This window comes from Micromonospora sp. DT81.3, from assembly GCF_049847225.1.
In the GTDB taxonomy this organism is placed as follows: Bacteria; Actinomycetota; Actinomycetes; order Actinomycetales; family Microbacteriaceae; genus Microbacterium.
Map to the genome: position 1 here is coordinate 79010 of NZ_JBNCNY010000009.1, position 21405 is coordinate 100414.

The following is a 21405-nucleotide window of genomic DNA, read 5'->3' on the forward strand; positions in this document are numbered from 1 at the left end:
CTCACCCCAGGCGATGCATGGGTCACTCTCGAAGCAAGGTGCCGCCGGGAGGCAGCCCCCTCCCCCAGACTGGCCGCCCCCCGGCGGCGCCGCCCGCACGTGACGTAGCGGCCCGCCCGGAGAACCGCACGGATCTGGGCGCTCCTCTGGATGCCCGCTCCCGTCCGGTGGCTGATGTCATCGCTCGGCTGAACGTCCCTTTAGGCGCTCCCGGGCGTGCCGCTCTACGAGCACAGGCACAAAAGTTTTGATCGGGTGATCGTTGAACGCGTCATGCGCCTCCAACGTGACCGCCTCCACCTCCGGCGGTGCAACGTCGGGGAACTGCTTCTCGAGCCGCTCGATGATGGCAGCGATCTCCCTGCCCCTAGCGGAAGAGTCCATGATCTTCCTCCTTCCGTGAACTGTCGGGCAGACAACCGCTTTATCGCCGCGGTGGTCCGCCCGAGCGGTGCTAACCCAAGACCGATCACCGGCGCGGGCGTGGACGCGCCCCGTTCCCGGGTTGAGCGCGGATGTGTCGGCGTCCGCGGAGCATCCGGTGATGCGGACACCATCACGCCTTGACATGTCCTCCGCGAGACCGATAGGACTCGGCATCATCTCGCGACCGCGTATCGAACACGACCCAGCCCATCGCGGGTGTCGCGACCAGTCTTTCCCTCCTCGAACCGGAGCCAACATCCGGGCGGTGGGAGTGGGCACGCAGGTGGGACCGCGAGATCCCACCGCGAGGCGGACTCAGTCAGCACACCCGATGCGAGGGACCGTCGGCGCGGCCTGAGTTCTTCGCGCACTCCCCGCAGGGACCCCCAGCGGCGGCCCGCCTGGGCAAAAGTGCGATCCTACGCTTCACAGCCACCACTCGTAGTCCTCGCTGGTGTCATACGGCTGCGGCTCGGGAGACGTTTCCGAGCTGTGATCCTCGACCTCGATGTGCTCGATGCGGATGCTGGTGCCGGGCGCGACCAGGACCTCGGCACCGGTGCCGGGTGCGGGGACGGGAACGAACTCGCCACCGTTGCGGACAGCGGCCAGGAGTCGACGAGTCAGCTCCACCAACACTTGGCCGTGCGGGATGACGTACATGTGCTCGTCAATGACAACGTGTGCGTACATGACCATGGCATCCTCCTGACCGGGCCAGGATGGGGCACAACGCTAAAACGCCCGGACCAGCGCGCTCAAAGGGTTGTCTCACCCTTCCAGCCGTGCTAGCGGCGCCGGGTGCAATCCCCACGCCTTACAGAACACCGTGACCGGCTCGGGCCACGGTCTATGGGGTAGCTCGGGAAAGTAGTCACCCCGCCGAGGGTCGCCCTCTGGGCGCGCCCTCAACCTTGGAGAGGGATCCTCTGCGTGTCCTCTGGTTCGGGCACGATCGTCAGTCCGTGAGGTGAGCTGGCTTCGGACATCAATACCTCCACCCAGCTCCGGTTGATCTGTGCGTTGCGGCTGCCGAAGAAGTGAAACTGCACAGCCACACCCGGGCTGAGCCAGTAGCTGCGCCGCCCGCTGCCATCACGGATGTCCACGTCGAACATGAACGACTCGTTGCGGCGCAGCTTATTCATCACCACGACGCGCAGGTGCGCGAGGGTCCGGTCCTCAATATCGACCGCGGTCGTGGCGGCGCCGGCGTAGATGAATCTGCCCATCCCCGGAGCATATCCATGGGTGAGCAGCCACCCGCATTCAGCCCAGACGCCTGCACCGCCGTACGAGTCACCTCCCCCGGAGCTCGAGGCTCGCCCCGGTCAGCGTGGCTCCAGGTAGCCCTCATCCAGTTCTTCGTGCGATGAATCCGACCCTGCTCGGACGGTTCCGCGTACCCGAGCGTAAAGAGTGGGGCGAGCTGCCCATCGACGCCGTGATCCTTCGCGAACGGCCCCACGCGCGTACGAGACCGACCTTCGGTCCTGACCCGGTAGACAGTCCGCTTCCACGGTGACAGGTTGGGGACATGGGAAAGCGGGACCGGATCGCCCGGACAGCAGCCGTCTCCAACGGGATGGTGTGGTTCGGACTCGCGCTGTTCGTCGGCGCGGTGACCGTCGAGCTCTCCCCCGCCGCGTTCGCCGGCGACTGGTCCAACATCGTCGGCTGGGCCCTGCTGGTACTCGCCTCGCTCGCGCTCGCGTTCGTCGGGTTCCTCGAGCAGCGGACCATGCGAGAGGCGCGCATGAAGTCCCGGCCGGCCCCGTAGATGCGTCTGCGAAACGATCCAACACGAGAAGGAGACGAATCATGGCGCTGAACATCTTCGGGCGCACCGAGATCCGTCAGAGCAACGGTGCGGTGGTGGTCCTACAGGACGTCGAAGTGCTCAACGGAAATCGGCTCGTCGGCGGAGCGTTCGTCGGGTCCGGCGACGGCCTCAGGGCTGGCTACATCACGAAGGGGACAGTGACAGACTCGTCAGTGGATTTCGACATCCAATGGGTTGGGGCGCGGGGGCACTACAGCGGACAACTCAACGCACAGCGCAAGCTAAGCGGACAAACCCACAACGTCAACAACCCGTCCCAGCAAGCCACTTGGGTATCGGGCAGACAGTTCTAGCCCGAACCACGCCCCGAGCGGGCGGGGTGTGTGCAGAGAGATATCACTCTGATAGTGCCGCATGGCGTTCGTGCTCGAGCCGGGATGCTCAGCTGGGAGAATTTTCGAGACCGGACTGCATGGCACGACGCGGTGAGGCATCCTTAGGGTGGCGGGAAGACCTCGCTGTAGAGGATGGCGCCTGTGCGGTCTTTCACGAGGAGTTCTCCACCTCCGATTGCCGAGAGCGCGAACCGTGCCGCGTTGATGGCCTCGGCTTCGGTCCCGTACTCGGTCAGGGTCTGACTGAAGCCCGCCAGAACCGCCCACCGCGAACCCAGCGGCAGGATCGTCGCCCTGTGCACTGACATGATTTGGCTCCAATCTTCGACCCTCGGCAACCACGACAGTCAGGCGCCGACGCTACCGCGCCGCTGAATCGCCCGCAGTGACCGAGGTAGCAGGCGGTTCCGCCGAGCTGGGGCCCCTGAAGATTCAGGGATCTCGGAGGAACCTAACCCGCCAGCCGCCCCGCGGCTGCAGCTACGCGGTGCGAGTGCTCAGCATGGGGGAACCGGCACCAACGCGGCCGCGGGTCTGCCCACACGATAACGGCAACTGCTCTCCCGGACAGTGCTAATGACCCATCGTGACGCGTGCCAAAAGTGCCCCAAGTCCGACGGGCTTAGTCTTCGGCCCGGCTCGCCGGCTGAACGAGAACCTTCGTAACGCCCCAGGCAACGAGGCGCACGACGAGAACGAACCCGGTCAGGATCAGCACAGCCGCGAGTACGAGGGTCGCGTACGCCATAACTTGCGCGAAGCCCTCCTCACCCAGCCACCCTTCCAGGACGGGAATCGCACCACTGAGCACATCCGTAATGGCCGTCATGCTCGTCGCTGCGAAAAGGGCGAGGAAACCACACTCAAGGATCAGCACACCGCGGTACGTCTCGTCTTCCCTCCGCGCTCGACTCCCCATCCCCGCTGTGACCGCGCCCCAGAGCATCGCGACAGCGCCCACGATCCCCAGCGCCACCGTCATGACAAGCGACGCGGACGCGAACACAGTTCCCATGGCGACAGTATGCGCGGCATCGCCGACATCAACCCCCAGCCCACTGATAGTCATCACTCATCTCCTCTGCGATCACGGACACGGCCGGGACGGCATCCACCAGCCCCGGCCGCGCCTCGAATGGTTACTGCCGGTCGTCCCGGGTATTCCGGGTGATGGTGACGGTGGCGCGGGCCAAGTCGGCACCGATGCTGTCCGCGTCGATCACGCGGCCGTACTGCGTGTTGCCCTCGGTCCCCCAGCTGGTGGTGTGCTCGCGTCCGGTGATGATCACGGCGTCCCCCTTGCGCAGGGATGCGGCCGCGTTTCCGCCCAGCTCGAACCGGGCTTCAATGAAGTGGGTCGTCGGGGTGTCGTGGGCCTGCCACGTACCCTGTCGGTACTCCCCCGTGTTCTCGATGATCCGCAGCTTGGTGATCTAGATGCTGCCTGCCTGCACGACCTCGGGGTCGGCGGCCAGGTTTCCGGTAATGGTGCGAATGGACATGGGTGCTCTCCTTCTATCGGTTACTTGTTCTGTCGGTTACTGCGATCCGGTCGATGTGGTCGGGACGGAACCCGCTCCAGTGGTCCTCATCGGAGACGACCACGACGGGTGCATCGGAGTAGCCGAGCTCCTCGACGACGTATGCCCGCGCTGCGGGGTTATCACGGATGTCGACTTCCACAAACTCCACGCCCTTGCGGGTCAGCACGTTCTTGGTGAGCGTGCACCGGGCACAGGACGGGCCGGTGGTGTACACCGTGATCTGCTCAGCCAGTCTCGAATCGACGAACTGATGGATCGAGTGCAGCGCAAGATCGGGCGTGATGCATTGGGGCTCGGGTACGCCCGGGCTTCGACCTGGACCGAGGTGGCAGATGAAACGGAGCATGCTCACCCGTCGAGCGACAACGCACTGGGAAGAGCTCGCGACGGTGCACGCGAGCTGAACCGTTCGCTTGGACCGCGTTCTTCACAGCCCGCGACGCGGCGTCAATGCAAATGCCTACGCTCAGCGCATGAGATCTGACGGGCTCGAGGAAGGACAGCAGCCGCGCTGCCCGTGCTGTGCCGTCGTGATGCATCACACCGCCGGCGGCTGCAAATGTCCTGCGTGTGGTCTTGCCAGGATCGAGAAGACCACCGATCGGGTGACGCCAGCACTCGTGGACGGCAGCAGCACGGCGCTGAGCGCCGATCGAGATCAGCTGGCGAGAGGGGCGACCACGGCGACAGCGAGCCCGCCGGCGATAAGGTAGGGCCCGAAGGGCATGTCGTTGCCGATAGGAGCTCTGCGGACGCGCCGCACCGCTGCGATCGCGGCAAAAGGAAACGCGAGCAGGAACGCCACCGCCAGCGCGACTGCCGGCAGATACCAGGTGTGCCAACCGGTGAGGATTCCGACGCTGAGCGCCAGCTTCACATCACCGAATCCCATCTGCCCGGCCAGCCCTATGAGCGCGAGGATGACGGCGAGGCCGAGGCCGCCGGCAATCGCTGCAACAGCCTGGAACCCGGCGTCCGAGGTGACGGCTACGGCCAGGACGCCACCGGCGAGGACCGCAGCGAGGCCGAGGGTGAGTCGGTCTGGTAGCCGTTTGGAGCGCAGGTCGTGTCCGGCCATCAATAGCCCGCAGGCGGCGAACACGGCGATCGCGAACCATTCCCACACCCAGACGGCATAACTGTGGCTCAGCGGCGCTGTGAGCGCCACAGAGGCGGCGAAGCCGGCCACGAGCGCCCCGACGTACCCGAGCACGGGGTGAGCGCCGCTCCGACGGTTCTCGGGAATGATGGTGAGGGCATCAGCCATGTTCGTGCTTGACGACGTCTCCGCTTCCCGCGCGACGATGATCCTCACGTCGGCTAGCTCGCGATCGCATGCCGGCGGCGCAGCTGCGCGATTAGGGCTTGCGTCTCCGGTTCCGGCTCGTAGTCCTCGTCGATGCCAGCGAGGTTCTGCTCGAGCTGGGTGACAAGCCGTTCCACGCCGGCGACGTCGCCTGCCTGATGCTCCGCTCGCAGGCCATCACGCCAGAAGACTTCGTTCACCGGGTCGATCATCCGGCCGATCGCCGCGGCCATCCGGGCGCCCCGCACGTTGCCCTCGCAGAGGTTGCGCCGCGCGACCTCGTGGGCGACGTCGCCGATGGTGGCGATCATCTCGTTGCGCAGCCGATCGGCGAACACGTATCGCTTGTCGGGCACGCCGCTGATCGGCTGACCCTTCACGAGCTCGAGCGCTGCCGAGAGCTGCTCGATAGTCGCGTCCGCCATGTCCTGGCCAACGAGCTCGAGGAAGTCCTGCCAGTCCGACCGGACATCGTCGTGGAGGCGGTACTCCCCCGTTGTGATGTACGGCACAAACCACTCGCCGGCATTGTCCTGCCCGAGCCAGCGACGGGTCTTGGACAACAGCCCGTTACGGTCGTCGTTGGCCTTCGTGCCGCTGGCCGTCTTACCGGGCCAGAACACGGCGTGCACTTGCTCGGCCGTGGCGTTGGGAGTGACGGAAAGGAACGCCACAAGCTCCGTGCCACGACGGATCGACGAGCGCCACTGCGCTGCGGTGTTCGGGTTCACCGGGGCCTCGCCTCGAGCACCGCGGACCTCGACAGGACCGAGCATCTCCAGGTACGGGCCTTGGTGAATGTGGGTTACGGCCGCAAGCCGTTCCTCCTCTGCAGTCTCGCGAAGCTCGGAGTGATCCTCGTCGAACGCCACGGCGCCGGGCGTGTCGATCGCCTCCACCGCTTCTACGGCTGGGAGGCCGATCGCCTCGTCGGTCGCAACGGCATCTCCCCCGTCGACGGATTCGGCCGCAGCGATGGGGATCTCGTCCAGGGCGAGCTCGTCGTCAACAGCCTCGCCGGTGGGGGCACCCTCCGTCGCGACGTCGAACAGCGCCAGGATCTCCACGTACTCACGCTGACCGATCACCTGCGGTGTGAGCGGAATCGCCACGGGATCATCGGAGGGGATCTCGAGCTGCGCCCGGTGATCCGCCCCGAGGGCGAGGTTCCAACCGCCCGTCAGGTGGCCGGCGCTGACTGCGGCGATACCCACCCGAGGGAGCCTCGTGACGAGCTCGCTGATTGCCGCCCGGGTCGCCTCGTCGGGGAGGTCGCCGAGGATGATGATCTCCGGCGCCCACGCCTCCGCGTTGGCCCCCGTGGTGCGGGCCTGCTCAAGACCCTCGACGCCGATCTCGGCCAGCCCTTTCTCCACGGCGCTGGCCTGACCCTGCAGGTTGCGCAGCAGCGTCTCCGTGTCCTCGACGTGGCGCACGCGGCCGCTGCCGATCGCCAGGGGCAGACGGTCAGCCACACCGACGAGGGTGACCTGTACATCCTCCGACCAGGTGTTGGAGGCGAGCTCGAGCGCGATCGCGGTAAGAACACCACGGCGTTGCTCCTCGTCTGCTCCGGTGACGTTGAGGGCACCGATCCGCTCGAGGTCGACGAAGATGTGGCCATCCCCGTCGTCGTGGCCGAGCATCACCACTGCCGGGTACGGCGCGGAGGGGACACGGTCGAGCGGCTCGAGGTCGGTGAGCGCAACCATCCATGCGAGCTTGTCGTCGGGGTCGTACTGGGTGAAGGGGGCGGGCAGGTCGGTGGGCTCGTCCAGGTAGACCGCGATGGATGCCTCGTCCAAGCGGAGCGCGTAGAGCGAAGGGAGTCGGTTGCCGGTTTCCTGCGCCCACAACGCGAGGTGGCGAAGCGCAGTGTCGACGGCCTCGGCGCCGAGCGGGTTCTCGACCGCGCGCAATTCGAGCTCGACGGTCGCGAGCGTCTCATCGGGCATCGCAATCCGCTGTCTGGGCTTGCGGTTGCGTCGCTGAGCGCGTCGACGGAAGCCGAGCAGAGTGAGGAGGCCGGCGGCAAGGATCGCGCCGACCCCGCCGACCGTCGAGACGTTGAAGTAGTCCTCGATGCCCTGGACGTCGACGTCTGTGACTGCCGCTTCGGGATCCGCGGCCGCAGGCGCCTGCTCTTCGGCGATGGGTGTCTGTTCGGTGCTGAACCCGAGGCCGGCGCCAGCGCCCTGCTCTTCGGTCTCCGCACCGCCTGTTGCACCGCCGCTTCCTCCCTCTGCACCAGAAGCTCCACCAGCAGCGCCGGCACCGCCTGCAGCGCCGCCGGCTCCGTCAGAAGAGGAGCCATCCTCGATCGCGCCCGAGCCATCGTCGACCGCTCCCCCGCTGCCGGTGTTGTCGCCGGCCGGTGGAGCCACAGGAACACTTGTCACGACCGGGATCTGAACTGTCCAACCCGGGTCGATCCAGTCGGGGTCGGTGAGGGTGCGCCCGTCGGGCTGGATGATGCTCTTTGACGCCTCGAAGATCTCCGGGTAGCGATCGCCGTCTCCTAGCTGCTCTTCCGCGATGTCCCAGAGCGTGTCGCCTTCGACGATGACGCGCTGCTCATACGTCACCTGTGTCGTCGTCTCAACGACTGCCGCTGGAGCCGCGGTCGCGGCGGCCGTCATGAGGGCGTCAGCCGGCAGAGTGAGCACCCAACCCTCTTGTACCCAGTTCGTGTCATCGAGCGCTCCCCCGCCGGCCTGGGGGACGCCGTAGTTCAGCTGCGCGATTTCCGTCCATCGAGAACGGTCACCAAGTGTGTGCTCCGCAATCCTGTAGAGAGTGTCCGATCCCTGCACGACGTAGTCGGGGCCGCGTTCCACCGTGGCGAGGGAGGTCGCAGGTGCCTCGTCGACGTCGGAGAAGGTCGACACGCTGGCGGCTGCGACGGGAGTTGACACGGGGATCTCGGAGGCGAATGCGGCCGCCGGCGCGAACAGCGCAATGACCGCAGCGAGGAGACCGCCCATGAGCTTCTGCTGGAATCCGAGACCCGGAACTCGGAGTCGCGGGCGACTGCGGAATTGGCCGGGCAGCTCGAGGAGGAAGCCGACGGCGAACGTTGCCCATGCGATCCACGCCGCGATCGGCATGATGGTGCCGATCAGGAAGGAGCCTGTGTAGTCCGGCATGGTGAACGCTGCTTGCAGCTCCGCCATGGTCGGCAGCGGGTTCCCTGCGAAGACGATGAGCCCGATCGGGATGCCGACGAGCACGACGGCCAGCAGGAGGAGTGCTCCCAGGCCTTTGCCGATTCGGTTCATTGGTGTCCTCCGTTGCTACGGAACGATGACGGTTTGCAGCTCGTTGACCTCGAGGTCGACGGCGCTGTCCGTGGTCAGGTTGATGGTTCCCGTCTGGCCGGTCGCGGCTGCCCAATCGACGGTCCACTGACTCGTGGCCGTCACAGTGAATCGGTCGCCGGCTGCCCGTTCGGACGTTGAGGAGTACCGGTACCCGCAGGTCGGAGATGCGGTCATGCCATATCCGACCGAGTACGGGGTCCCGACGTTGCCGCAGACGGTGGAACCTCCTTCACCCATATTCCAGATCACCGATGTCACGCGAGCGGTCGCGGTGATCGTCTGCATGCCGATGGTGGCGGTTTCGGAGTATGGGCCCCAAGTCAGCGGCTGGGGGTTGTTCACCCACAGCCAGATGGGCACCCCGACGTAGCCACGGCGATGGCCCCACTCGGGATTCACCTCGGGTGCCATCCCGATCTCAATTCCCTCGAGCGCGAAGGTCTTGATCAACTTCATCGCCGCCTGTCGAGGTGTGAGCACGTACAGTCCCGGCGGGGGGTAATCCGACCAGAACGACGCAGAGTAGCCGCCGCGGCATCCAAGGGGATCAGCTGGAGCGCAGCGGAGCGTGTCGGGAACACCGTCGTCGCACCAATACCAGGCCCCGTCCGGGTTGCCCGCCCAGGACGGAACGCCGCCCTGCACGCCGGCGAGGGCGACGTAGCACTGGTATCGGTGGGACCAGTAGTTCCTGCCCGGCGCCGTGGTGCACGGCACTTCCACCGTCGCGCGGACGCCCCACAGCTGGGTGAACGTGCAGTACGGAGTGCCAGGCGTGAACCCAGTCTCCGGATCGGGGTTGAAGGGCGGATCTGATCCGGGCGCACTCGCCAGCACCCAGCAGTTGTCGTTCTGGTCGCACCACGTTCCATCAGCCGCGTCTGCGGCCGGCGCGACAGCGAAGAGCAACCCTCCGATCAGCGCGAACAGCGCGAACAGAGCGGCGAGTCGTCCGCGCTTTGCGATCAGCATTCTTCACGGCCTCCAGCAGGATCGCCGAAGTCGGTCACCAGCCACTTGTCCTGCTCCGGGAAGTAGGCCACCGTTGACTCTTTGATCGAGCGAACGGGGCTGGGAAGCGGCGCAGGCGAACCATCCGCAAGCTTCTGCTCCCGCGTGGAGGGGTCGAAGCATGCCCGGATAGCGACTGTGCCAAACTCGACTTCATTGGGCCCTGGGACCACAACCGAGTCGATGATCTCGAGCGTGGCAATCCCGGTCTGAGTTCGCCCCTCTGCCTTGAGAGCCTCAAAGCCCGGCAGGGCATCCGTGTACGCCTGACCGATTGAAACTTCCTGGAGCCGCTCGTAGTCCGTCCACCCGTCGATAGCGACCTGGTCGAACATCTCGTTGCGGGCGACCAAAACTGCTTCGGCTGCGGCGATGGCCTCATCCTCGCTAGTCGGGGCGCCGCCGGTAGCGGTCGGCGTCGGGGTAGCTGACTCGATCGCTGTGACAGACGGAGACGGGGTGGGTGCCGACGGGGTGCAGCCGGCGAGAAGGGCCAGCCCAGCTGCGAACCCCACGAGTGCGGTGAGCGTGCGCTTGGTTGTCATGGGGTGCTCCTTCTACTGGGTGATGAGCTCGGCGGTGGCGACCGCATCGATCGCGGCGCTGCCGGGGAGGAGAACGAAGTCATAGGTCGAGGCGACGGTGACGGTGATGCGGTCGCCATCGACGGCGACCGATCCGCCGACGCCGGCAGCACTCAGGTAGCTGTTGGCGGCGCTTGCTGCGGCGCCCGCGTCGATGACCGCCGTGCCGTTGATGATGGCCTGGCCGCTGACGGCGTTCGCCGCGGCGCGTGCGGCGCCGGCAGCTGTGCTGTAGGCCTGCTGGTTGGCCTGGACTTTGCCGGCCGCGACGATGATGAGGGCGACGAGGCCGAGGAAGACGGGAACCATGATCACGAAGTAGAGCGTCGCGATCCCCTTGTCCTCCTGCAGCTTCTCCCGCAGCTGGGCGATGAAGGCTCTCATCTGCGCTCCCGGTAGGCGTCGACGGGCGAGATGGCTGCGCCGGTGAGATCTCGCGTTCCTGGCAGCCCGATCATGGCGGCGGCGTTCAGCGCGACCGTGCAGGTGACGGTGGCTCCCACTGTGCCGGTGGTGCCGATCGGGGCGTTCAGCCCCGAGGAGTCGATAACGACGCTGAGGGTCTGGCAGTTGACGCCGGCTTGGGTCATGGATGTGCGTGCCATGGCCTCCGCGGCAGTCTGAGCGCTGCTCGAGCTGCGCGCGAGCGATGCCTCGCGGGCGGCGGCGGATGCCGCTGACTCGACGGCGTTGCCAGCGAGCGCGAGGCGACCGCCGGCTGCCAGGAGCACAAGGATCGCGACGAAGGCTGGAGCCAGAATCACGATCTCCAGTCCAGAGGACCCGCGGTCGTCCCCGAATCGGGAGATGAGTCGACGGAGGGTGCGCATCAGTTCACCCACCTCTCCACAGGGCCGGTGACGGTGACGTCGATCGCGGTCGCCATGCCGGGGACGAAGGAGGGCGCCTGACCCGTGACGGTGACGGTGACGACCGTGGCGCTGCGGTCGACCGCCACAGAGGCGGCGTCGATAGGTGAGCCGCTCTGGGAGAGGATGGCCAGCCCTGCGGTCGTTCCGTCCGAGCTGCTCGCGTTGTAGTTCCGTGCGGCGTTGTAGGCGCTTGTCGCTGCGGCCTGGGCGAGGTTGTTGGCGTGCAGCAGGATCCCGAAGTGCAGAAAGACCGCGAACATCGTCAGCAGTAGAGGAGCGATGATCACATTCTGCAGGGTGACGGCACCTCGATCATCGGTCAGAGATCGGAGGATCCCTGACCGATGATCGAGTCGGGTGGTGCTCATCATCCTTGCGTCCTTGCTAGTTCAGCCCGTGGGGATCTGGCTGGTGAAGGTGACGATGATCGCGACGATCGCGCCGGCTGCGATCACGGCGGCCGCGCCGATGATCGATGCCCAGATCACCTGCTCGAGGCTGATGGCGCCGCGTTCGGGATCTTCGGTGGTGAAGCGAGTGACACGCCCGCGGATGCGGGAGCGGAACTCGCGGCTCAGGGTCGACATGTTGTGATCCTGTTCCTTTCTCTCATTGGTGGGGGTGTGCGGTCTTCGTTGGTATAGGCCCCGGAGCAGGGTCTTCGCGGACAGATGAAGGTCTAGAAGAACACATCCAGCAAAAACGGGGTAGCGAGGATGATCATGAACATCACGCCCGTGAGTGACATGGGGATGAACATTTTGGTGGTTTCCTTGTTCGCCTCCGTCTTCTCGTCGTTCATGAGCCGGTCGCGAAGGTTCTGCCCTCGTGCCCTGAGTGTCTCATATACCGATGCGCCCTGCTCCCCCGAGAGGCGAATCACCTGGGCGATTTCGCCGAGGTCCGGGACGTTGATTTCGTGGGCGAGCTGCTCGAGCGCATCCCAGGGGGCGACGCCGGCGTAGCGGGCTTCGGTGAGGGTCTGGCGGATCCGGACGAAGGGCCAGCTCCGGCCGACCTGTGCGGCGTTGTCCAGGGCGGTGCTCGGCGATGCGCCGCTGATTCGTTCGGCGCCGACCAGTTCCATGTACACGGTGACTGCGCGGGAGAACTCGTCGCGGGCTTCCTTTGCCTGGTCGCGGACGAGCAGGTTCGGCAGAAACCATGCCCCGACTGCGAGAGGGATGCCGAGGAGGGCGGGGATGTAGAAAGCGGTGAGCCCGAGCGCCTGGAAGACGACTCCGATCGACATCGGGGCGATCAGGCCGAGGCCAGCCGACAGCACCTTCTGGTAGAGGTACCGGTTGACGCTCATACCGATGAGGCGCAGGTCGCTGGTGGGGATGCGCAGAGCAGGGTTGTCGCTGAACCGGCGAAGGACCGCGGACCCGATCCTGTTCTCGAAGGTGTTGGCGTAGAAGGTGTCTTCGGTGACGGTTGTGGTGCCGATCCGGTCCAGCGCGGCCGACAGTCTGGGCTGTGACGGGGTGAGGGCCGCGATGATGAGCGCCACCCCGAGTCCGAAGATGAGTCCGGGGATGACGACGAGTGCCGGGTTCATTTCACACCGCCCTTGTCGGAGACCACGAGAAGGCGTGGCGCAGTCTTGCCTCGGCTGATGCGACGCATCGCCAGCAGCAGCACCGTGTAGATGGCCAGGTAGATGGTGAGCAGCAGCTGGCCGACGGGTGTGCCGTAGGCCGCGGCGTAGTCGTGGGCGAGCACGAGAACGACCAGGAGCGCGATCGTGAAGTAGACGATGGTGCGCGTCTCGCTTCGCGGCTGGGCGCGGTCCGCCTCGATCTGTCGACGCATCTTCACCCGCTCGAAGATGCTCTTCGCGAGATCCTGGAGCGCGTCCGCCAGGCCAGCGCCACGGAGCTCGGCCTTGCGCAGCAGGTGCATCACGAGGACGTCTGCTGTCTCGTCGTTCAGGTCGTCGGCGAACGCTTGCAGTGCAGCGCTGGTGGTCCACCGAGCGTTGAGGCGAGCCACCAGCTGGGTGACCTCCGGACGGATCGCATCGGGGCAGCTCTCGAGTGAGGCGGAGATGGTGCGCTCCAGTCCGGCGCCCGCGACGGTAAGGCCGGCGAGGCTTCTGGTCCATGACTCGAGGGCGTCCAGCTTGGCGATGACGTGCTCTTCGGGACCCTTGGCGAGCAGCCACGGCATGCCGAACGCGGCGACGGGAACAACCACGACCAGCACCCACCATCCGGTGATGAGGGCGATGATCAGGCCGGCTACAGCGCCTCCGATCAGTTGGATCTTCTGAGCGCGCGTCAGCGTGATCGATGTGCGGGTGGTGGTGCGCGACGCAGGCAGGCCGGCGGTCGTGTCCCGGCCGGCGAAGCCGAGGACGATCAGGATGACGCCGACGACGCCGACGACGATGCTCACTGCGAGTGCTGCTGGGGACATGTCACACCCCCAGGTTGGTGTCGTCGAACCCGTACAGGCGGAGTGTCTCGAGCAGCCGTTTGGAGGGCAGCTCCGCAGGGATGAGGCTCATGGTTGAGCGGTCGAACCGGAAGACCTGCTTGGCGATCGGGCGGAAGTTGTTCTGGTCCTCCCCCTTCTCGATTTCGGCGATCTCTGTCACGACTCGACGCGGCTTGCCATCGGAGTCGGTGATCTTGGCGATTTGCACGATGAGCTTGATGTTCTGCTCGATCATTCGATAGGCGTAGACGGGCGTCGTGTTGCTGCCCTTGGAGAGCATCAACGCGGACATGCGGTCGATCGAGTCGTCGGCACTGGCGGCGTGCAATGTGGACAGGGATCCCACGCCGGACTGCATCGCCTGCAGCATCGCGTAGATCTCCGGTCCGCGGACCTCTCCAACTATGAAGCGCTGCGTATCGAGGCGCAGCGTGTCGTAGACGAGGTCCTCGAGGGTGATCTCACCTGGCAGCTTGCCGTCCGCGCCCGGCTCCCCCTCCCCCGGCCGGTACTCGAGGGCGACGACCCGCGGATGCCGCTCCGGGATCTTGTGCAGGTACAGCTCCCGCTCCATCTCGATCGTGACGATCTTCTCCTCCGGCGGGATCGCATCCGCGAGCGCACGGAGCAAGGTGGTCTTCCCCGCGCCGGGGAACCCGCTGGTGACGATGGAGACGCCGGCCTCGACCGCGGCTGTGAGGAACGCCGCGGCCTGCCGGCTGAGGGTGTCCCGTTCCACGAGCTGCTCAATCGTGACGTCGACCAGGCGGTGGATGCGGATCACGACGGTGGGTCGTGTCGCGATCGGCTCTGCTACCGCGGCGAGGCGAGCGTTGCTCGGCAGATCGAGGTGCAGGCGCGGGCGGGCGCGGGTGAAGCTGCGGCCGCCTTCCCCGGATCGCGCGGCGAGCAGGTTGATTTCCTCGGCGAGTTCGCGGTCGCTTGTCGCGATCGTGTACGGGTACTTCTCGACGCGGCCGTCCGCGTAGGAGAGCCAGACGTCGTCGAAGCCGTTGATGTGGATGTTCTCCACTCCAGGCTCGTCGACGAGGGGCTGGATGCGGCCGAGGCGGAAGAGGAGATCGAAGACGGCCTGGCGGATCAGCTGCTGCATCCGTGGTGACCATCGCTGGTCACCAGGACGTCGGGTCTGCTCGTCGACGCGCGTGCGGACTCGGTCGACGATGTTGTCCTGCGCGGCCTGCTCACGCTGCTCGAGGCTGATGTCCATGGCCTCGCTGTAGATGTTCGCGAGGTCGCGCGAAACTTCGTCCCGGATGGCCGCGATCTCGTCCCAGGGCAGGTCGCTGCGGTCAATCAGCGTGGCCTCCGTGCTGGGCGGCACTGCAAGGTCGACCAGTGGCTGCACGGGCGGCAGCGGGGGCAGGGCCGGCGTACCAGCGGGGATGGCGCCGGGCAGCCGCTGGGCTGCGCGGCTGAGGTGGGCGGCTGCATGCCCCGCGTTAGGGTTCACGGCTGGCTCGGCCGGTGCGGGGGCGGCGAAGAAGGGAAGGCTGGTCAGGTCTGCTGGACCAGGGCTGGCGTCCACGTTGGGGTTGCTCATTGCTGTCCCTCCTGGATTGAGGTGTAGGTGCGGGTGCTCAGGAGCTCTCCGTAGCTGTGCAGGAGCGCTCCGATCGCACGTCCGTATGGGGTGCGCTGGCCGCGGAGCGAGGCCGCCCCCAGGGCGTATGTCGCGGCGCCCTTGGGGTCCCAGGGGATCGTGCCGAGGAGGTTGAGTCCGGTCAGTTTGGCGACCTCATGCCCGGGCCAGGTTTCTTGCGCTGTGGGCCGCTCGGTGATGACGAGGTTGACGTATCCGGCGTGACCGACCTCGCTGAGAGCGCCCATGAGCCACTCCGGCGTCGACTGCCGCTGCTGGTCGCGGCTCTGCCAGTGCGGAAGGATGCTGGCGATCGAGGGAAGTGTCGGGTCGGCCAGAATCGTGACGCTGTCGGCCTCACGCAGCAGCGGGATGCGCGGATCCGCGACTTGGAGACGCCCTGCGTCGATGATGACGTCGTATCCGGTCCGTTCATAGGGGCGGAGTGCGTCGAGAAGCGACCGCCAGAAGTGCGGTGCCGCTCCGGCCGCACCCTGAAGGCTCTTGAAGCCGGGGATGAGCACCTTCTGCGGCCCCAACTCGACGGTCTGCTCCCAGAGCTTTTCGGCGGTGAGAGCGCCGTACTGCTCGGCGACGGCGGCTTCGGTCAAGCCAGTGCGGTGGTAGACCTGTCCGCGGAGTGCGCCGGGGATGATGCTGCTGGTCTTGCTGGTGTCCGCTTCCACCAGGATGGTGGGCTTCGCCCAGTTCATCGCGAGTGCGACGGCCGCAGCGGAGACGCCTGGAGCACCCGCAGTGCTCGCGAGGAGAAGGATGGCCATCGTCTGCTACTCCCCCGTCGCGTCGATGACAAGCGCGACACGGCCGGTGGATGCGCGTGCGGCGATGTCCGCGGCCTCTCGTTCCGGCACGACGAGGTCGACCACCCACACACCTGTCTCGGCGTCGAATCGAGTGGTGAAGACGGTGGCCTCGAAGCTTCGGGGGGTCTCGGCCGGCGGGTCGCCCTGGGTGACCGGAGTCTCCACGACCCGCACCTGGTCGCCGGCCGCTAGTGGGTAGCCGGGCATCTGGGCCTGCGTCAGGGAGACACCGACGATGGACTCCCCCGAAGCTACGGCGATCGCATTGCCGGTGTTCGCCGAGGTGATGAGGGTTCCGGCGGGAAGGTCGACGAGCGCCGTCGAACCGACGACCTCGGCTGCATCGGTTGCGGGAACCGAGTCCACCTGCTGGCCGCCGGCGAGCTGGATCGTGGTCAGGTCCTCCGCGGTGATCGTCTCGCCGCGCGCGACGTCGACGCCGGTGGCCATCACACTGACTGTCCGGGTGAGATTGGTGGTCACCCACCACGTACCGACCCCGCCGAGCAGGGCGAGGGCCACACCGAGGGCGATGATCACAGGGCGCCGCCGCGACTTCGTGGGCCGCAGGATGGCTGCCTGGCGCGGCTCGGGCTGCTGGGCCTGATCGGCGGGCTGCTTGCCGCGCTTGGTGCGTTGGTCGCTCGTGGTGGTTGACATGGGGGTTTCAGCTCTCGTTGATGGACGGAAGGAATGCGTTGTAGGCGGTGACGATGAGGAGGTTCCGGGAAGGGGCCCCGACTTCGTGGCGGATGTCTTCCAACTTCTTTCGGTTGGTGGGGCTGACACGAACGGTGTGCTTCACCCGGGGCTCTTGAGATGTCCGGGGGGCGGACCAATCGGGCAGGTCGAAGAGGGCGGTGACCTCGTCGAGCTCGGACTCCTCGACGTCCTCCCCCGACATGGACTTACGGACCAGATCGGGCAGTTGCGGATACGTTCTCGCGATCGCCTCGAGCAGTACGCGGTGGTGGCTCTTTCCGGTCTTCTGCATGTAGGCGGCGAGCCGCTTGTCGAGAGAATCCGGCAGGTGAAACGGCACGCCCACGCTCGCGGTCTCTGCTGCTGGTTGCTCGTTTCGAGGAGCTGCGCTGGTGGCGCGGCGGGAGGCCGGCCCCTTCGCCTGCCTCGTTGCCTCTACCGGCGCTGCGGCGGGAGCCGGGACCGTCCTAGTGGCCGTCTCATCTGGTGCCGGCTGGTCGGTTGAGGGGGTCGGCTGCGGCACCTTTGCCTTAGCGATCTTGGAGAGGTCTTGGCGCACCATGATCAGTTGCCCTTCGTCTGGTTGGCCCACAGTGAAGTCAGCTCGAGAGCGACACTGCTGTAATCGAAGATCGCGGCCTGGTTGGCGCGCGTGTCGGTGTACTGCGTGACCACCTTGCCGTCCAGCGGAGCGTCCTCAACGCTGGCTGACAAGCGGATGTGATTGCGGAACCTCGGGATCCCGACCTGTCCCTCGATGAGCTCGCCCTGATCGATGAAGGACTCCCAGTCCTCGAGGCGGCGCATCCCCCGCTGCCGGTTCACCTTGTTGATGAGCAGCCGGTACTCGAGGTTGTTGGGTAGAACATGCCCGGCGATGGTGTCTGCGATCGACTCGATCGCCATGGTGCTCGCTTCCACAGGGAGGATGACGAAGTCAGCGACCCGCAGGACGGCGTCGAGGACACCGGTGTTCTCGTGACTGCCAGGCGTGTCGATGATCACGATGTCGTAGTCGATTTCACGCAGTTGCGCGATGTTCTCAGGATCAGCGTCCGCAGCGAAGTCGAAGGGCAGATCATCGCCAGCGCGTTCTGCCCAGCGAGTGGCCGACTGCTGCGGATCGACGTCGACGACGATGACGCGATTGTCACGAGCGAGCGACGCAGCGAGGTTCATGCACGTCGTCGTCTTCCCCACTCCCCCCTTCTGGCCTACGAGGGCCAGGATCCTCACTCCGTCACCTCGAGCGGGAAGGAGAAGTGGGCGGCGCGGGTCAGCGAGCTGCAGTCGGGCACGCCTGCGCCCGACCTGTGAAGCGAAGACGGGTTCATGGCCGCCAGTGTAGCGTCACATTCACGCAAGGATGCAACATTTATTGTGCGTGTTCTGCGCCAGGGTGACGCGACAGATGTTCCACAACGTAGTAGGTCCGTGCGCATTGCGCTGACTATAACTGGCGCAAGTACAGCGCAGTTGCGTATATCTGCACGGCGCGACTAGTACGCAACAACCCCGCGTCGACGGCCAGCAATTATCGTCGCCACCTACTGCGAAGGTATAGCGCATCCCATCCGCAACATCAGGCGCAACATCTAACGCAAGTGCTGTGCAAGCCCTCTGCGTTACGAGCGCCACGTCTTCAGGGGGAGCGTTCACCGTATAGCGCCGGGGGCTGCGCCGCATTGCAGAGGTGTTGCGACGGTGGGACGAGGTTATCGCGGCAATGCCACCACGGGTAGGGCGTGAACGTGGCAGTAGGGCGGTGATTGTGAGTGTGCGAGCGTTCATCGTCGTCGTCCTGATCGGATCTGCGACAGATGCGGGGTCGTCCTGCTGGGTGAAATATCCCCTGGGGGCCGCTGTGCGGCCCGCTGAGCGTGTTTTGGCCATGTTCGGTGTTCCTGTACCGCGTTAGGAGGAGACAGGGCCCCTGGGGGCCCATCCGAGGGGCCCTGTCGGCTTCGGGGGTCGACCGGGCAATCGATGGATGCCGGCGATAGGGGCGGGGGAGTGGGATTCAGCTGCGACGAGGCGAGTAGGCGACCTTCGCCTGCACATCACCGCACACGGCGTGCATGAGCTTCCCGCGGATGCGACTGACGCGCTTGGCGAGCGTCTCCCGGGAGATCCCGAGCTCGGCCGCCGTGTCTTCGCGGGCCTGTCCAGGGTCGCCCTCGGCGAGCTCGATGCGCGCCAGGAGTTGGACTTCGTCCCGGCGGAGCGCGCCGGAGTCGATCGCCCAGGTGAGGATCGTGACGAGGTCGCGGAAGACGTCGTCGGTCTCGTCCGCCCCGACGATGCGATCGAGCATGTCGTCTTCGACGGCGACGTCGTCCACGCTGCGCGGGCTGCCGAAGCCAGATTCGAGGAGCTTGAGCATCTCGCCTCGGATGTTGCCTGAGACCGCAGCGCGTCGGGTCAGCGGGTAGCTGTGGATGACCTCCCAGAGGACACCGATGGCTGTGGTGGTGGCATCCGCGCGGTCGTGCATCCAGAGGTCCCGGGTGTGGCCATTCGTTCGCGCCAGCCGGAATGCCAGGGGCAGGAACGACTTCAGGATGACTCGGCCCGCGACGGTGTCGCCATCGTGCTCGAGGGTCAGCAGCTCGAGCAGAACCGCGTCCCGTTGCTCAGCCGGCTGGGGCATGCGGATGAGGTCTACTGCCTCATCGCAGGTGAGCTCCCCGAGAGCTCCGAATTGGTGCAAGGTGTCGGCGAGAGTCGCGTTCCACTCATCGAAGAGGTGGGTGGCTAGGGGACTGGTACCCGTGCTTGTAGTCATGCGAAATGGCCCTTCGTCGTGACGTCGTATTGACGAAGGGCCACGTTCCTCAGCACCCCTGGCTCAGATCCTGGAAAAGATCAGCGCTCCCGGGTCACGACCGATATCCGATGCCTCTTCCAGTCGGTGGCGGTCCCACCATGCCCCTGTAAAAACCAGGTCAGCGGCGGATATTCATCGCGCCCCATCCACGCAACATTCCCGCCACATTTCTTCGATCTGCGATGTCCGCGAAGCCCCGAAACGGGGGCCTATACCTGTAGGCCCCGCTCCTGACGGCGGCCATCAGGCAGATCGGAAGGAACAGACGTGACCAAGGACAGCAGCGTCGACGACGCGATGTGGGAGGGGTTCAAGCCAGACGCCGCGCGCGCCATTCGTGCCAGCCAGGGCTTCGAGGATGCGGTCGCTGTGACGCTGGATCGTCCTTTCGACCTGAGCACGCATGGGCGCGTGGTCGCGGCCGTGCAGGAGCTCCGGGAGTCCGTGCCGGCGGCGCTTCGGGTGGCCCAGCTGCAGTCGGGTGGGGGCGTCTGATGGCGGGGGAGAAGCAGGAGAAGAAGCCGCGCCGGCAGAAGAGGTCGCCGGACGCTCACGGGAGTTCATGGACTCAAGGGCGAGCCCTCGGCGGGCGGATGGTGTCCGGACTGTTGATCGGCGCGATCGCCTGCGGACCGATTGCGCTTGTCGCGTCGCTTTCTCGTCCTACTCCGGTTATCGCAGCTGCACCGCAGTCACAGGTTGAAGGCCTCAGCGTGGACCAGCAGCGCGCCGGCGGTTACGCGCTCGGATTCGTCGCCTCATGGCTGAGCGCGACCAAGAACCTCCCGGGGGATCTCGCGAACTACATCGACGTCGGTGCACTGCGCCAGGTGTCGGAGGAGGCATGGCAATACCGGGATCTCGGCATTGCAACAGTCACACCCGTTGAAGACAGCGGCTTCGTCAACGTTGTCGTCGCTGCCAACGTCAAAGAGCTCAGCTTGAGCGAGACGGGGGAGGGCAGCACCGAGATCTGGCCGCGTCGCTACTTCCAGGTTGCCGTGTCGCTCGAGGACGGCGCGCTGCGCGTGGTCGGGCTGCCGGCGCCGGTCGCACCTCCCGTCCAGGGATCGACCTCGGTACTGATCTATACGCAGACGATCGGCTCCTCCGACCCTGCTGCTCAAACGGTGACGGCGTTCCTCGGCGCATACCTCGCCGGATCCGGCGATCTCTCCCGTTACAGCTCGCCCGGCACAGACTTCATCGCTCTCGACCCCGCCCCCTACGTGATGGTCGAGGTCATCGATCTCCGCTCCGACGTGCTCCCGTCCACGTCGCTGTCCGACGGCGACACCATCCGCGCTCTCGTGACGGTGTCACTCCTCAGCCCACTCGAGCAGCAGCTGACGTCGACGTACACGCTCACGCTGACTGTTCGCGCATCGCGCTGGGAAGTCAGCGCCATTGATCTTGCACCGCAAGCGATCCCCACCTCGGGATCGGCAACGCCCCAACCGTCACCGACCGGTGACGGCAACTCGAAAGGAAATTGATCATGGGGTTCTTTGATTGGTTCAACGGCATCACGCTCGACCTGGCCACCGCATTCCGCGGTTTCGTGACGGTGGTCGCCGCCATCATCTTCTTCGTCGTGGCGGCAAAGGTGAAGTTCGCCGTCGCGACAACGGTGATCACTGGCCTGCTGTGCGGATTCGCGATGTTCCTCGCGCTCGGCGGCGGCGAGTGGGTCATGACTCTCATCCAGGGAGAGACCGTCAACGCCCTCGGCGCGACCGCTTACGTGCTGGTCGCGTAGGGGGCGC

The 21405-nt window shown here is 66.0% G+C and carries 29 protein-coding genes; 6 read left to right on the plus strand and 23 right to left on the minus strand.

Going from position 1 to position 21405, the window contains the following annotated elements; genetic code table 11:
- Positions 1 to 177 precede the first annotated feature (177 nt).
- From ACPW96_RS18205 to ACPW96_RS18215, 3 genes are all read right to left on the minus strand, one after another.
- Positions 178 to 384 (minus strand): three-helix bundle dimerization domain-containing protein, encoded by a 207-nt coding sequence (locus ACPW96_RS18205; RefSeq protein ID WP_425884728.1) that lies wholly within the window; start codon positions 382 to 384, stop codon positions 178 to 180.
- 468 nt (positions 385 to 852) lie between these two features.
- A complete protein-coding gene (locus ACPW96_RS18210; protein ID WP_425884729.1) occupies positions 853 to 1125 on the minus strand; it encodes a hypothetical protein in 273 nt (90 codons plus the stop codon).
- Between the two features lie 209 nt (positions 1126 to 1334).
- Positions 1335 to 1658 (minus strand): hypothetical protein, encoded by a 324-nt coding sequence (locus ACPW96_RS18215; protein ID WP_425884730.1) that lies wholly within the window; start codon positions 1656 to 1658, stop codon positions 1335 to 1337.
- Between the two features lie 305 nt (positions 1659 to 1963).
- Between ACPW96_RS18215 and ACPW96_RS18220 the strand changes: the two genes are divergently transcribed.
- Together ACPW96_RS18220 and ACPW96_RS18225 are read left to right on the plus strand one after the other, a co-directional pair.
- Positions 1964 to 2206, plus strand: a complete 243-nt coding sequence (locus ACPW96_RS18220; RefSeq protein ID WP_425884731.1) for a hypothetical protein — start codon at positions 1964 to 1966, stop codon at positions 2204 to 2206.
- Between the two features lie 41 nt (positions 2207 to 2247).
- Positions 2248 to 2562: a hypothetical protein gene (locus ACPW96_RS18225; protein WP_425884733.1), complete on the plus strand. Its 315-nt coding sequence runs from the start codon at positions 2248 to 2250 to the stop codon at positions 2560 to 2562.
- Positions 2563 to 2705: 143 nt separating this feature from the next.
- Here ACPW96_RS18225 and ACPW96_RS18230 read toward each other — a convergent pair whose 3' ends face one another.
- From ACPW96_RS18230 to ACPW96_RS18245, 4 genes are all read right to left on the minus strand, one after another.
- Complete coding sequence (locus ACPW96_RS18230; protein WP_425884735.1) at positions 2706 to 2912, minus strand: DUF2188 domain-containing protein; 207 nt, start codon at positions 2910 to 2912, stop codon at positions 2706 to 2708.
- Positions 2913 to 3226: 314 nt separating this feature from the next.
- A complete protein-coding gene (locus ACPW96_RS18235; protein ID WP_425884737.1) occupies positions 3227 to 3619 on the minus strand; it encodes a hypothetical protein in 393 nt (130 codons plus the stop codon).
- A 124-nt stretch (positions 3620 to 3743) separates the two neighbouring features.
- Positions 3744 to 3893: a hypothetical protein gene (locus ACPW96_RS18240; RefSeq protein ID WP_425884739.1), complete on the minus strand. Its 150-nt coding sequence runs from the start codon at positions 3891 to 3893 to the stop codon at positions 3744 to 3746.
- A 226-nt stretch (positions 3894 to 4119) separates the two neighbouring features.
- Complete coding sequence (locus ACPW96_RS18245) at positions 4120 to 4494, minus strand: glutaredoxin family protein (RefSeq protein WP_425884741.1); 375 nt, start codon at positions 4492 to 4494, stop codon at positions 4120 to 4122.
- Here ACPW96_RS18245 and ACPW96_RS18250 point away from each other — a divergent pair.
- A complete protein-coding gene (locus tag ACPW96_RS18250; RefSeq protein ID WP_425884874.1) occupies positions 4481 to 4552 on the plus strand; it encodes a DUF4113 domain-containing protein in 72 nt (23 codons plus the stop codon). The genes ACPW96_RS18245 and ACPW96_RS18250 overlap by 14 nt on opposite strands.
- A gap of 254 nt (positions 4553 to 4806) precedes the next feature.
- Here ACPW96_RS18250 and ACPW96_RS18255 read toward each other — a convergent pair whose 3' ends face one another.
- The 16 genes from ACPW96_RS18255 to ACPW96_RS18330 form a co-directional block, all read right to left on the minus strand.
- Entirely contained in the window at positions 4807 to 5415 is a 609-nt protein-coding gene (locus tag ACPW96_RS18255) for a prepilin peptidase (RefSeq protein WP_425884743.1), read from the minus strand.
- Between the two features lie 53 nt (positions 5416 to 5468).
- Positions 5469 to 8732, minus strand: a complete 3264-nt coding sequence (locus ACPW96_RS18260; protein ID WP_425884745.1) for a LysM peptidoglycan-binding domain-containing protein — start codon at positions 8730 to 8732, stop codon at positions 5469 to 5471.
- A 15-nt stretch (positions 8733 to 8747) separates the two neighbouring features.
- Complete coding sequence (locus tag ACPW96_RS18265) at positions 8748 to 9746, minus strand: hypothetical protein (RefSeq protein WP_425884746.1); 999 nt, start codon at positions 9744 to 9746, stop codon at positions 8748 to 8750.
- Positions 9740 to 10330, minus strand: a complete 591-nt coding sequence (locus ACPW96_RS18270) for a hypothetical protein (protein WP_425884747.1) — start codon at positions 10328 to 10330, stop codon at positions 9740 to 9742. The genes ACPW96_RS18265 and ACPW96_RS18270 overlap by 7 nt, the downstream gene beginning before the upstream one ends.
- Before the next feature lie 12 nt (positions 10331 to 10342).
- The gene (locus ACPW96_RS18275; protein ID WP_425884748.1) at positions 10343 to 10753 is read right to left on the minus strand and encodes a hypothetical protein; all 411 of its coding nucleotides are present in this window, start codon (positions 10751 to 10753) and stop codon (positions 10343 to 10345) included.
- Complete coding sequence (locus ACPW96_RS18280; protein ID WP_425884749.1) at positions 10750 to 11199, minus strand: pilus assembly protein; 450 nt, start codon at positions 11197 to 11199, stop codon at positions 10750 to 10752. The genes ACPW96_RS18275 and ACPW96_RS18280 overlap by 4 nt, the downstream gene beginning before the upstream one ends.
- Positions 11199 to 11609, minus strand: a complete 411-nt coding sequence (locus ACPW96_RS18285; protein WP_425884750.1) for a TadE/TadG family type IV pilus assembly protein — start codon at positions 11607 to 11609, stop codon at positions 11199 to 11201. The genes ACPW96_RS18280 and ACPW96_RS18285 overlap by 1 nt, the downstream gene beginning before the upstream one ends.
- 21 nt (positions 11610 to 11630) lie before the next feature.
- Complete coding sequence (locus tag ACPW96_RS18290; RefSeq protein ID WP_425884751.1) at positions 11631 to 11828, minus strand: hypothetical protein; 198 nt, start codon at positions 11826 to 11828, stop codon at positions 11631 to 11633.
- 92 nt (positions 11829 to 11920) lie between these two features.
- Complete coding sequence (locus ACPW96_RS18295; protein ID WP_425884752.1) at positions 11921 to 12802, minus strand: type II secretion system F family protein; 882 nt, start codon at positions 12800 to 12802, stop codon at positions 11921 to 11923.
- Positions 12799 to 13662, minus strand: a complete 864-nt coding sequence (locus tag ACPW96_RS18300) for a type II secretion system F family protein (protein WP_425884753.1) — start codon at positions 13660 to 13662, stop codon at positions 12799 to 12801. Before ACPW96_RS18300 ends, ACPW96_RS18295 begins: the two co-directional genes overlap by 4 nt.
- A gap of 1 nt (position 13663) precedes the next feature.
- Positions 13664 to 15247: a CpaF family protein gene (locus tag ACPW96_RS18305; RefSeq protein WP_425884754.1), complete on the minus strand. Its 1584-nt coding sequence runs from the start codon at positions 15245 to 15247 to the stop codon at positions 13664 to 13666.
- Positions 15244 to 16068, minus strand: coding sequence for a hypothetical protein (locus ACPW96_RS18310; RefSeq protein ID WP_425884755.1), 825 nt, complete (start codon positions 16066 to 16068; stop codon positions 15244 to 15246). The genes ACPW96_RS18305 and ACPW96_RS18310 overlap by 4 nt, the downstream gene beginning before the upstream one ends.
- Before the next feature lie 6 nt (positions 16069 to 16074).
- A complete protein-coding gene (locus ACPW96_RS18315) occupies positions 16075 to 16770 on the minus strand; it encodes an SAF domain-containing protein (protein ID WP_425884756.1) in 696 nt (231 codons plus the stop codon).
- Between the two features lie 7 nt (positions 16771 to 16777).
- Positions 16778 to 17158, minus strand: coding sequence for a hypothetical protein (locus ACPW96_RS18320; RefSeq protein ID WP_425884757.1), 381 nt, complete (start codon positions 17156 to 17158; stop codon positions 16778 to 16780).
- Between the two features lie 218 nt (positions 17159 to 17376).
- Positions 17377 to 18048, minus strand: coding sequence for an AAA family ATPase (locus ACPW96_RS18325; protein ID WP_425884758.1), 672 nt, complete (start codon positions 18046 to 18048; stop codon positions 17377 to 17379).
- A 784-nt stretch (positions 18049 to 18832) separates the two neighbouring features.
- Positions 18833 to 19597 (minus strand): hypothetical protein, encoded by a 765-nt coding sequence (locus tag ACPW96_RS18330; protein ID WP_425884760.1) that lies wholly within the window; start codon positions 19595 to 19597, stop codon positions 18833 to 18835.
- A 309-nt stretch (positions 19598 to 19906) separates the two neighbouring features.
- Between ACPW96_RS18330 and ACPW96_RS18335 the strand changes: the two genes are divergently transcribed.
- The 3 genes from ACPW96_RS18335 (at position 19907) to ACPW96_RS18345 (ending at position 21398) form a co-directional block, all read left to right on the plus strand.
- Positions 19907 to 20134 (plus strand): hypothetical protein, encoded by a 228-nt coding sequence (locus ACPW96_RS18335; protein WP_425884761.1) that lies wholly within the window; start codon positions 19907 to 19909, stop codon positions 20132 to 20134.
- Between the two features lie 218 nt (positions 20135 to 20352).
- Positions 20353 to 21135, plus strand: coding sequence for a conjugal transfer protein (locus tag ACPW96_RS18340; RefSeq protein ID WP_425884762.1), 783 nt, complete (start codon positions 20353 to 20355; stop codon positions 21133 to 21135).
- Between the two features lie 2 nt (positions 21136 to 21137).
- A complete protein-coding gene (locus ACPW96_RS18345) occupies positions 21138 to 21398 on the plus strand; it encodes a hypothetical protein (protein WP_425884763.1) in 261 nt (86 codons plus the stop codon).
- Positions 21399 to 21405 lie beyond the last annotated feature (7 nt).